The organism is Aeromonas australiensis (genome assembly GCF_000819725.1).
GTDB lineage: Bacteria > Pseudomonadota > Gammaproteobacteria > Enterobacterales > Aeromonadaceae > Aeromonas > Aeromonas australiensis.
The window spans coordinates 137,973-149,044 of record NZ_CDDH01000051.1 but is presented as its reverse complement, the minus strand read 5'-3'; the positions used below and the strand labels follow the sequence as shown (position 1 = coordinate 149,044).

The following is an 11,072-nucleotide window of genomic DNA, read 5'->3' as shown; positions in this document are numbered from 1 at the left end:
AATTCACTATGCCACTACAAACCTACCACAGATGTAGGTTGCGGCTGAGCTTGCGAAGCCCAACGTTTACCGCGAATAGCTATTGTGTTCCGGCATCACTCTCCCCGATCTGTGTATGGCAAAGGGAGAGCACCTTCTATCTCCCCAAAAACGGCTCCCAATCCTTAAACACCGGCTGCAACCCGGCCTGCCGCACGGCGGCGGCCACTTCCCCCACCGGGCGGTCGTCGTGGATGGCAAACTGTTCCAGCTCCTCTGCATCCCCCTCGGCATAGCCCCCCGGCTGGGTGCGTGACTCGGCCGACATCTGGGTGATGCCAAGGCGCACCGCGCCGTTGCGAAAGGTGGCCGACTCGCGGGTGGAGAGGGACAAATCCAGCGTCGGCGAGAAGAGGCGCCAGGCACAGATAAGCTGGGCCAGCTGGCGATCCGACATAACCACGGCAGGTTCCAGCCCACCGGTGCAGGGGCGCAGGCGCGGGAAGGAGAGCGAGTAGCGGCTCTGCCAGTGGTGACGCTCAAGCCAGCTCAGATGCTCGGCGACAAAGTAGCTGTCGGCGCGCCAGTCCGAGGAGAGACCGATGAGCGCCCCCAATCCGATTTTGTCTATACCGGCGCGGCCCAGCCGATCCGGCGTGGCAAGGCGCCATGCGATGTCCCGCTTGTTGCCACGCAGATGGTGGCGGGCGTAGGTGGGGGCATGGTAGGTCTCCTGATAGACCATGACCGAATCGAGGCCGAGGGTTTTCAGCTCGGCGTACTCGTCTTGGGAGAGGGGCTGCACCTCCATCCCCACCGTGCTGAAGTGGCGGCGGATGATGGGCATCATCTCGCGAAAATAGGCGAGCCCCACCTTGTGTTCATGCTCGCCGGTCACCAGCAGCACGCTGTCGAAACCGCGCGCCTTGATGGCCAGACACTCGCGCTCTATCTCCTCTGCATTCAAGGTCTTGCGCTTGAGGCGGTTGCTCATGGAGAAGCCGCAGTAGGTGCAGTCGTTGGCACAGAGGTTCGACAGATAGAGCGGTACATAGAAGCCGATGGTGTTGCCAAAGCGCTGGCGGGTCAGCCGCTCGGCCTCGGCCGCCATCTGCGGCAGATAGGCTTCGGCGGCAGGGGAGATCAGCGCCATAAAATCGGCCAGGGTGCGGCGGGGGGCGCTCAGGGCGCGCTCTACATCGGCGACCGTTTTGGCGCGGATCTGCATGCCGATATCGTCCCACTCCAGCTCCTGCCAACTGTCGAGAAAGGTTGGATCCTTAGCCCTCACCCCCGGCGCCCTCACCCCCAGCCCCTCTCCCAGAGGGAGAGGGGGGCAAACCTCTGGCTGCCCTTGGGGCAAGGGGGAGATGTTCATGGTCGCCCCTGTTTCATGACTCATAGCGCCCCCAGAAAATCGGTGAGCGGGCTGGAGGCTTGGGCCTGCAGGGCGCGGGCGCCAAGGCCTGCCTCATAAGCGCTGCGACCGGCGGTGCAGGCCAGCGCAAAGGCGCGGCCCATGGCAACCGGGTCGCCGCTCACCGCGATGGCGGTGTTGACCAGCACGGCATCGGCGCCCAGCTCAAAGGCGGCGGCGGCATGGCTCGGCGCACCGATCCCCGCATCCACCACCACAGGCACATTGGCCTGCTCGACGATGATGGAGAGAAACTCCCGGGTCACCAGCCCCTGATTGGAGCCGATGGGGGCGCCCAGCGGCATCACGGCAGCGCAGCCCACCTCTTCGAGCCGCTTGCACAGCACGGGGTCGGCGCCGCAGTAGGGCAGCACCACAAAGCCCTCTTTCACCAACTGCTCGGCGGCTTTCAGCGTCTCGATGGGATCGGGCAGCAGATAGCGCGGATCGGGGTGGATCTCCAGCTTCAGCCAGTTCGTCCCCAGCGCCTCGCGGGCGAGATGGGCGGCAAATACCGCCTCGGCGGCGGTCTTGGCGCCGGAGGTGTTGGGCAAGAGCTTGACCCCGAGTTGCAGCAAGGGGCTCAGGATATCGTCGTGGGCCTTGCCCGGTTCGAGCCGCTTGATGGCCATGGTGACCAGCTGGGAGCCGCTCGCCTCGATGGCGGCGGCCATCAGATCCGGGCGGGCAAACTTGCCGGTGCCGGTAAAGAGGCGCGATGAGAAGGTGTGATCGGCAATTTTGAGCATGTCAGCCTCCCGCCACAGTGGTAAGAAGAGATGAAGTTCCGCCGCAAGGCAGAACGCTCGAAGATGGGATCGCAAGCATCATGGATCAGCCTCCGGCAATGGCGGTAAAGAGGTGGAGTTCGTCCCCGTCATTGAGACGGGTCTCGGCCCAGCGGCCACGGGGCAGCACGGCGCCGTTAAGGGCTACCGCCACTCCCTGTGGATTAACTTCTTGCGCCGCCAGCAGGTCGGCCACACTCTGCCCTGCCGCCAGCGGCTGGGCTTTATCGTTGAGTCGAATGGTCAAGGTCATGGGGTGATCTCCTTATCGTGTGTCGGGCATCGGCGCTGCCCGCAGACCGGGCAATCGGGGTCGGGAGCCAGCGTGAGGGTCTGCCACTGATGGGTCAACGCATCGAAGCGGCGCAATGTGCCAGCCACCGGGCTCGGCATCCCGAGCAGCAGTTTCAGTGCCTCCAGCGCCTGCAAAGAGCCCATCACCCCGACCAGCGGGCCGGTGACGCCGCTGGTCTCGCAGCGCTCAACGATCTTGGTATCCAGCGGATAGAGGCAGGCGTAGCAGGCGTGATCCGTACCTGTGCGCGCCATCAGCTGCCCCTGCCAACCCACGGCAGCGGCGGAGATCCAGGGTTTGCCCTGAGCCACGCAGGCGACGTTGATAGCCTGGCGGGTGGCGAGGTTGTCGCAGCAGTCGACAACCAGATCCACCTCTGCCACAAACTCCGGCAGGCTGGCGGCATCGAGGCGCTGGTTAATGGCGATCAGCTCCACCAGCGGGTTGTGTTTGCTAAGGCGCTCGCGGGCCAGCTCCGCCTTGGAGTGGTTGACCGCCTCGCTATCGAACAGGATCTGGCGCGGCAGGTTGCTGGAATCGACCGTATCGCCATCGGCCAGCCACAAGGTGCCCACCCCGGCCCCGGCCAGATAGAGGGCGAGCGGCGAGCCAAGCCCGCCGAGGCCGACGATCAGCACCGATTTATCCTTGAGCCGTGCCTGCCCTTCTTCACCCACTTCCGCCAGCATCAGCTGGCGACCGTATCGCAGATACTCTTTGTCACTAAGAGAAGCGGCATCAGAGCGCATGTTCTGCCTCCCGTATAACAGTGGCCGAGCGCGGCTTATCCCCTGCCCCCACGGCAGCAAGCAGCCGTTCGGTCGCCCCCTGCCAGTCATCGCTGGCCGTGATGGCCGAGACCAGCGCGATACTGCCGACCCCGCTGGCCTTGACCGCCGCCACCCGCTCCTCGCTGATGCCGCCGATGGCCACCGTCGGCCAATCCGCCATCAGGGCGCGGTAGCGGTGCAGCCGCACCAGCCCCTGCGGGCGCGAAGGCATCGCCTTGGTGTTGGTCGGAAAGATATGACCCAGCGCCATATAGGAGGGGGCCAGCTCGCGCGCCCGCATCAGCTCGAAGTAGCCGTGGGTGGAGATGCCAAGGCGCAGCCCGGCCGCCTGAATGGCGGCGAGATCGGCCGTCTCCATATCCTCCTGCCCCAGATGCACGCCCCAGGCGCCCGCCTCGATGGCCTGCTGCCAGTAGTCGTTGATAAAGAGCCGCGCCCCATGACGGCGACCGAGCGCTACCGCATCACGAATGGCCGGCGCCACCTCTGCGGCAGGCAGATCCTTGATCCGCAGCTGGATGGTCTTGACCCCCTGCCCTAGCAGGCGGCGCAGCCATTTGACCGAATCCACCACCGGATAGAGGCCGAGATTGTGCTCGGTGGCGGCAAAGGGGCCATCCGGCAGGCGGGCGCTGCTCGCTTCATAAAGCCCGAAGCGGCGATCGAGGGCAGACCCTGCCAGCACGGCGCGGGGAAAGTGGGCAAGATCGGCTGGCCAGCCGAGATGGGCGATGGGCCCCGGGCCTGCGCCCACCCCCTGCGCCGCAGCCAACCCCTGTTGCAGGTAGGCTCGCGCCAGGGTGATGGCGTCCTCCACCGGATAATCCTGCGCCACCACGGCGGCGATGGCGCTGGCGTAGCAGCAGCCGGTGCCGTGGCCATGGCGGGTATTCAGGCGCGGCGCTGCCAGCCAGAATTCGCGGGTCTCGTCCTGGTAGTAGTCCAGACACAGCTCCCCGCTCCACTCCAGATGACCCCCCTTGACCAGCACGGCGCGGGCGCCCAGTTCGCGCAGACGGCGGGCGGCGAGGCGCACCAGCTCGGGGCTGCTGACCGGCAAGCCGGTCAGGGCTTCCAGTTCGGGGCCGTTGGGGGTGATGAGCGAGAGACGTGGCAGCAGCTGTTCGCGCACCGCTTCCAGCATATTGGGCTCCGCCATCGGGGTGCCGGTGCTGGCGATGGCCACCGGGTCGTAGACCACGAAGGGGGCCTCGATTGTTGCCAGTCGACGGGCCAGCACCTCGACGTGAAGCCGGGTCGGCAGCAGGCCGATCTTGATGGCAGCGGGCGGCAGATCGACGCCGAGGGCGTCGATCTGGGCGGTGAAGGTCTGCATCAGCACGGGGTCGACCATCTTCACCGCCACCGAGTTCTGGGCGGTGATGGCGGAGATAACCGAGCAGCCGTGCACGCCGAGGTCGTGCAATGTGTGCAAGTCGGCCTGAATGCCGGCGCCACCGCCGGAGTCGGAACCCGCTATCGTCCACACTCTCATTTTGAGATCACTACCCAAGGGTCGCGAGTCGGTCACAGGCGACAGGTCGGCGGGGCTGACAGCCCCGCTTGCGCTGCTCACGCCTCCTCCCCAGCGGCCTGTTTCAGTGCCGCCGCCTGATGGTAAATCTCGCCACCGGTCTCCTTGAAGGTTTCGGCCATGCGGGCCATACCGCTCTCAACGTCGGCCTGCTTGAAGGTCTCCGGCTCCTTGTGGGCGATGCCACTCTCCACCTCGGCCACCACCTGCTCCTGTTGGCCATCCATACCGACCAGCTTGATCTCCACCGCTTCAAGCTTTGCTGCATTCAGTTCGGCGGTGTAGGCGCGCACATCCTGAGTGATCTTCATGGAGCAAAACTTGGGCCCGCACATGGAGCAGAAGTGGGCCACCTTGCCGGACTCCTGCGGCAGGGTTTCGTCGTGGTAGGCACGGGCGGTGTCGGGATCCAGCGCCAGATTGAACTGATCCTCCCAGCGAAACTCGAAGCGCGCCTTGGACATGGCGTTGTCGCGGATCTGGGCGCCCGGGTGCCCCTTGGCCAGATCGGCAGCGTGGGCGGCGATCTTGTAGGTGATGAGGCCCTGCTTCACATCCTCCTTGTTGGGCAGCCCCAGATGCTCCTTGGGGGTGACGTAGCAGAGCATGGCGCAGCCATACCAGCCGATGAGCGCGGCGCCGATGCCGGAAGTGAAGTGATCGTAACCCGGCGCGATATCGGTGGTGAGCGGGCCCAGCGTATAGAAAGGCGCCTCGTGGCAGTGCTCCAGCTGCTCGGTCATATTGCGCTCGATCATGTGCATGGGCACATGACCCGGCCCCTCGATCATCACCTGCACGTCGTACTCCCAGGCAATTTTGGTCAGCTCGCCCAGAGTGCGCAGCTCAGCAAACTGGGCCTCGTCGTTGGCGTCATAGACGGAACCGGGGCGCAGACCGTCGCCCAGCGACAGGGCCACATCATAGGCGGCGCAGATCTCGCAGATTTCGCGAAAGTGCTGGTAGAGGAAGTTCTCCTTGTGATGGGAGAGGCACCACTTGGCCATGATGCTGCCACCGCGCGACACGATGCCGGTGAGGCGCTTGGCGGTCATCGGCACGAAGCGCAGCAGGACACCGGCGTGGATGGTAAAGTAGTCCACCCCCTGCTCGGCCTGCTCCAGCAGGGTGTCGCGGAACAGCTCCCAGGTGAGCTCTTCGGCGATGCCGTTGGTCTTCTCCAGCGCCTGATAGATGGGCACGGTACCGATGGGCACCGGGCTGTTGCGCAGGATCCACTCGCGGGTCTCGTGGATATAGCGGCCGGTGGAGAGATCCATCACGGTGTCGGCGCCCCAGCGGGTGGACCAGACCAGCTTCTCCACCTCCTCCTCAATGCTGGAAGTGACCGCCGAGTTGCCGATATTGGCGTTGATCTTCACCAGAAAATTGCGGCCGATGATCATCGGCTCCGCTTCCGGGTGGTTGATGTTGCTGGGGATGATGGCACGACCGGCGGCTACCTCATCGCGCACAAATTCCGGGGTGATGTTCTGGGGTAAACGGGCACCGAAATCGCGGCCCGGATGCTGGGTGCGCAAGAGCTCGGAGCGCACCCGCTCGCGCCCCATGTTCTCGCGAATGGCGATAAATTCCATCTCGGGAGTGACGATGCCGGCACGGGCATAGTGCAGCTGGGTCACCCGGCGACCCGGCTTGGCACGGCGCGGCTTATGTTGCAAAGAGTTCAGGTGATCGAAGCGCAGGTGATCCAGCCCCTCATCGGCCAGCCGCTCCTGAGTGAAGGTGGAGCTGAGGCCCGGCAACTCATCGGTATCATCCCGCTCCAGCACCCAGTTCTCCCGCAGGCGCGGCAGGCCGCGGCGCACGTCGATGGCGACCCCCTCCTCCCCGTAACGGCCCGAGGTGTCGTAGACCGGCACCGGCTCGTTGGGCTCGAACCGGGGATCTTCTTTGGTGCCGCCGACGAAGGTGTCAGCCAGCTGGATCTCCCGCAGCGGGACACGAATATCGGGGCGGGAGCCTTCGATAAAGATGCGGCGGGAGTTGGGGTGAGCCATCCCCTTGAGGCTGTCGATAAAGGCCTGAGCGCTGGAGCGCTGCTCGCGACGGCTGGATTTATTGGTATCAGATACAGAAGTAGACATAGCAAAACTCACATTAACTGGTTGAAGTTATGGGTGTTTGCTTGTCTGGAGTTCGAGGAGAAGATGAACTTGCGGCGGGGTGTTTATCTCGAGAGGGAGTGCGTGCGAGATGGACCTGATGGGTCTTCGCGCTGCTGTTCTGCCGCTTCCCGCTCTCTGCACGCTGTGGGCAAGGCGCCCCACGTGCTGGACAACCGGACGGGACAGACTCCCTCCTGTGCGCCCTGACCCATCTCGGATGATCCCTTCGATGAGCGGGGGCTCTGCTCTCTGCAGCGTGACGCCCCCGGCGCGGTAACCCGCAAGTTACCCTTGTTCCCTTCGCAGGTTTTAACCTGATCAGGTTCCACGGATCCCGAATTAACGGTCTCAGCTTCGCGTCGTTCGACGGTCAGCACTCCGACAAGATGGCGCCAGTATAAGGGGGAAAATTTAAAGCACAAGCCGTTAACAATCTGGCCAACACGCCTCTTGCAACAGATGAGTGAACAGTGCCTCGATCACGGGGCCACCCCAAACAGAGGTCAAACCTGCGCTGGCATCACCTTGGCACGCCACAGGTTCCCGCTGTGATCATGCAGGGACAAGAGGAGAAAAAGAGGGAAAATCGAGGGCGCAGGGCAAGTGCATCGTCTTGCGCAGAACAGAAACAGGCCCCTATGAAAGGGGCCTGCGAGGGAGGTTATTGAACCGGAACTATGGTCAGGGATACATTGCCAAACCCTTCGTTGGCAAGGGCCTCGCTGTCCAGATCCACGCCGGTAAGCGCCACACCTTCAGCAGAGGCGTTACGCAACTGGGCAGCCTTCGCGGAACGGGTCTGGGGCTGACCGATTTCGATATCGCCGGCAAACTGGCTCTCGGCATAGAAGTCACCGGTCACCGCCGAACGGATCGGGCGCAGCACACGACCCAGGTTATTCTGCATGGTCGATAAGCCATTCTCGCTAATGGTCCAGTTCCAGTCCCACCACTTCACTTCACCCGGGATATAACGCTTGTCCCACTGGTAGCGGATGCTGCGCTCCTTGTCGCGGAACGGGCCGATGGCAAAAGTGTGCTCTCTGGTGGGGCGATCAGTCGGATGGGTATACCAGGCATTACCGCTCCAGCGCAGGAAGCCCTTCATGGTCAGGTCATAATTGACTTCGGCCTTGAACTCGTAGGGGTAGGAGATGTTGGACTTGTAGAGGGCAACCCGCACCGGCAGGCTGGAGTGCGGCGGCACCGTGGGACGCGCTTCAACCGAGACGGTCTCGGTCGTCGAGCCTCCGTGTTGGGAAGCCCAGCTCTGGCTCGCAGCGATCTCGATGGCCAGTTCGGTCTCACCCACCAGTGGCCACTGGAACTTGTTCTTGGTGGTTACCTTCTCGCTCAGGCTGTAGGTGTCGGTCTTCGACCAGTTGGTGGCCTTGTCGTACTTCAGGGTCACCACCACCTGCTGGGGCAGATCCGTATAGTTAGTCGCATTGGCCGTGATGGTCTTGACCAGCTGCTTGTCACTCTCGGTGACCTGACCGTGACTGAAGGAGTCAGGCTCCAGAGTATACGAGAAGTTGCTTACCTTGATGGAACTCTTCTCCCCGCAACGATATCCGGAGCAGCCGCCGTCATTATTTCCCTTTATCAGCCAGCCATCACTCAGTCTGGTTACATCCATATCTTCACCGACATAGGGGCTATGATTTCCACCTACCCAGGCGTACCCCAAATAATGGGCGAGATAACTGACCGGCTTGATAAAATAATCATTATCATGGACCAGCCGCCATTGCACATCGACTTCATCACCCGCCGGAATATTCCATATTGAGAGTGTCGGTATTTCTCCGGAAACAGGTGTATTGGGATAGCACCAGGTTTCTCCAGCGCTGCCCTGCTTGATTTCGCCACTATATCCCGATCCCATAATCACCCAGTTATTGGCTAATCCGGTGATCTGCCACTGCCCCATACGGCTGACCAGATTACCCTTGATACTCATGGCTTCATCGCGGGTCAGAGGACGGTATCCACTGGCACAGACGCCCGTGCCAAGACCCGCCCACTTGACCTGATCAGGATAGACAGGTTCAGCCGCCTGCACCTGAGCGAGCATCAGTGAAGATGCCAAAAACGCCAGATTGGCGGTAATTATGCTATTCATCATTTATCCCTCTTTCAGACATACGATAATTGTTATTGTGTAGAAATATCCTTTTTCATTTGACAGGAATGGACTCCGACAAAACCTGACACAAATAAAATAAACCACCAAACATCATCCATGACAAACAAAAAGATGATGACACAAGAAAATAATTAGAGTGATGGCTTTATTGAGGAATGAGTCATAAGAATAGTAACAGGCATTATTTAATGCCCACTTAATTATGGTGTGACTTTATTAAACAAGAAGATGCTGAATTAATCTTCCGGATTGATAACTTCAATTCCCTGTAATATTCCATCCGCCGAACGGATCAATACCAACTCGCGCCCGACATGCAGATCGCTGGCCGAACCATTGACCCAGCGCACCTGCGGATTGAGTGGCACAGCGCCCAGGGTTGCCAGGGTGAGTTGCCGCTCATCGAAGGATTGCAGGCGATCTTGCGCCCGCTGCCAAGGCTGATTGGCCAGCGGGGCTCTGGCGGCCAGCAGCTCAATCCGGGTGGCAACGCCATCGGCCACCAGCAGGGCGAGCCGGTCGCCGGGTTTGAGTGGCTGCGGCCAAATCTCCCCCTGCCGCCAGACGGCGGCACTGCCCTGCTCCACCTCGGCCCCCTGAAATTGCAGGCGGATGCCGTCGCTGTGCTCCAGCTCCACCAGCCACAATTCGTCGGCTCCCGCCTGCGCTGCCCAGAGCGGCACACCCAGCATCAATGCACACCACTTTCTCGATTGTTCCATCTTGGTTCGTCCCTGAACAAAAAGCCCATGCTGGACAAGCATGGGCTTCATTCGGGAGCATTTCTAATCGGAACGCAGAGATCGGATCAGTCATCCTCACGGCAGCGGCTCAGGCGCATGCCATCAAATTTGCACTCCAGCTCGAGCCAGCGCCCTTCAAACGGCGCCAGACTGTTGTCCGAGGTGGTGTAGCCCCAGATCCGCCCCCCTTCGACCGGCCCCTCCAGATCCATCTCGTCCTTGTCATCTTCGTCGAGGGCTTCGACCTTGCGCACATAGCGCACGCCGTTCTCCACCACCCCCTTCATCTCGACCCAGGTACCGCCGAGATCATCCTCGTTGAGCCAATCCTTGAAACGGGTCTGGTCGTCGATCACGAACGGCAGGCCATTCACCATCAACTGGCCAAGCTGCCAGGTGGTGCGGCCGGTCAGTTTGAATTCGGTCGCCTGTGCGGTGCCAAGTGGCAACAAGATCAACAGCAGGAGGGCGCAGAGAGACTTCTTCATCGGGGATCCTCAGGGTTACACTGGCAAACAGGATGCCGGATCCGGTGTGAAAAGAGCGTGAAACCCTCGCCAACCAGGAGAGCAAAGCATGAAGATTTTGGTAGTGGAAGACAATCCTCAGGTGGCGGAAACCATCATGGATTATCTGGAGCTGGCCGGTCACCGCCTCGATTGTGCCTATCACGGTCAGGCGGCGCTGCAACTGCTGGAGGAGCAGCGTTTCGACGTCATCATCATGGATGTGATGATGCCGCGCCTCGATGGGCTCAGCACAGTGGCGCGCCTGCGCGAGCAGGGGATTGCCACTCCCGTGCTGTTTCTCACCGCCCGCGACAGCCTGGAAGACAAGCTGGCGGGCTTCAAGGCGGGAGGGGATGACTATCTGGTCAAGCCGTTCGCCATGGAGGAGCTGGAGGTGCGACTGCAAGCCCTCAGCCTGCGCGGCCCGCGCGGCGATGTGGGGGCCATCAGCTTTGGCGACCTGACGGTCGATGTCGCCAGCGGCCGCGCCACCCGCGCCGGTGAGCCCCTCAAGCTCGGCAAGATCCCGTTCCAGATCCTCACCCTGCTGGCCCGCCGCGCCCCCGCCATCGTCAGCCGTCAGGAGCTGCTCGATACCGTCTGGGGGGATGAGGAGCCCGACTCCGATGCCCTGCGCAGCCATATCTACGCCCTGCGCAACGCGCTGGACAAACCCTTCCCCACTCCCATGCTGGAGACCCTGCACGGCCAGGGCTACCGATTGGTGAGCGCATGAGC

The 11,072-nt window shown here is 62.1% G+C and carries 10 protein-coding genes and 1 riboswitch; of the genes, 1 reads left to right on the top strand and 9 read right to left on the bottom strand.

All coding sequences use genetic code 11. The features are described 5' to 3' along the window. Nucleotides 1–136 precede the first annotated feature (136 nt). From thiH to BN1117_RS08225, 9 genes are all read right to left on the bottom strand, one after another. Nucleotides 137–1,357, bottom strand: a complete 1,221-nt coding sequence (gene thiH / locus BN1117_RS08265) for a 2-iminoacetate synthase ThiH (RefSeq protein WP_052441454.1) — start codon at nucleotides 1,355–1,357, stop codon at nucleotides 137–139. A gap of 20 nt (nucleotides 1,358–1,377) precedes the next feature. Then, on the bottom strand, nucleotides 1,378–2,145 hold the full coding sequence (locus BN1117_RS08260) for a thiazole synthase (protein WP_024945667.1): 768 nt from the start codon (nucleotides 2,143–2,145) through the stop codon (nucleotides 1,378–1,380). Between the two features lie 85 nt (nucleotides 2,146–2,230). Continuing rightward, nucleotides 2,231–2,437, bottom strand: coding sequence for a sulfur carrier protein ThiS (gene thiS / locus BN1117_RS08255; protein ID WP_040096417.1), 207 nt, complete (start codon nucleotides 2,435–2,437; stop codon nucleotides 2,231–2,233). Beyond that, nucleotides 2,434–3,228, bottom strand: a complete 795-nt coding sequence (locus BN1117_RS08250; RefSeq protein WP_040096416.1) for a HesA/MoeB/ThiF family protein — start codon at nucleotides 3,226–3,228, stop codon at nucleotides 2,434–2,436. The genes thiS and BN1117_RS08250 overlap by 4 nt, the downstream gene beginning before the upstream one ends. Next, nucleotides 3,218–4,846 carry a thiamine phosphate synthase gene (thiE, locus tag BN1117_RS08245; RefSeq protein WP_040096414.1) on the bottom strand — a complete coding sequence of 543 codons (1,629 nt, stop codon included), beginning with the start codon at nucleotides 4,844–4,846 and terminating at the stop codon, nucleotides 3,218–3,220. The genes BN1117_RS08250 and thiE overlap by 11 nt, the downstream gene beginning before the upstream one ends. Then, entirely contained in the window at nucleotides 4,843–6,912 is a 2,070-nt protein-coding gene (thiC, locus tag BN1117_RS08240; protein WP_040096412.1) for a phosphomethylpyrimidine synthase ThiC, read from the bottom strand. The genes thiE and thiC overlap by 4 nt, the downstream gene beginning before the upstream one ends. 299 nt (nucleotides 6,913–7,211) lie before the next feature. Then, nucleotides 7,212–7,324: riboswitch (TPP riboswitch) on the bottom strand. A 270-nt stretch (nucleotides 7,325–7,594) separates the two neighbouring features. Continuing rightward, nucleotides 7,595–9,058, bottom strand: a complete 1,464-nt coding sequence (aerA, locus tag BN1117_RS08235; protein WP_209435234.1) for an aerolysin AerA — start codon at nucleotides 9,056–9,058, stop codon at nucleotides 7,595–7,597. A gap of 260 nt (nucleotides 9,059–9,318) precedes the next feature. Next, nucleotides 9,319–9,804: a hypothetical protein gene (locus tag BN1117_RS08230; protein WP_040096409.1), complete on the bottom strand. Its 486-nt coding sequence runs from the start codon at nucleotides 9,802–9,804 to the stop codon at nucleotides 9,319–9,321. An 86-nt stretch (nucleotides 9,805–9,890) separates the two neighbouring features. Next, nucleotides 9,891–10,313, bottom strand: a complete 423-nt coding sequence (locus BN1117_RS08225; RefSeq protein ID WP_040096408.1) for a hypothetical protein — start codon at nucleotides 10,311–10,313, stop codon at nucleotides 9,891–9,893. 88 nt (nucleotides 10,314–10,401) lie between these two features. Here BN1117_RS08225 and BN1117_RS08220 point away from each other — a divergent pair, with 88 nt between their 5' ends. After that, nucleotides 10,402–11,070 carry a response regulator transcription factor gene (locus tag BN1117_RS08220; RefSeq protein WP_040096406.1) on the top strand — a complete coding sequence of 223 codons (669 nt, stop codon included), beginning with the start codon at nucleotides 10,402–10,404 and terminating at the stop codon, nucleotides 11,068–11,070. Nucleotides 11,071–11,072: the final 2 nt, after the last annotated feature.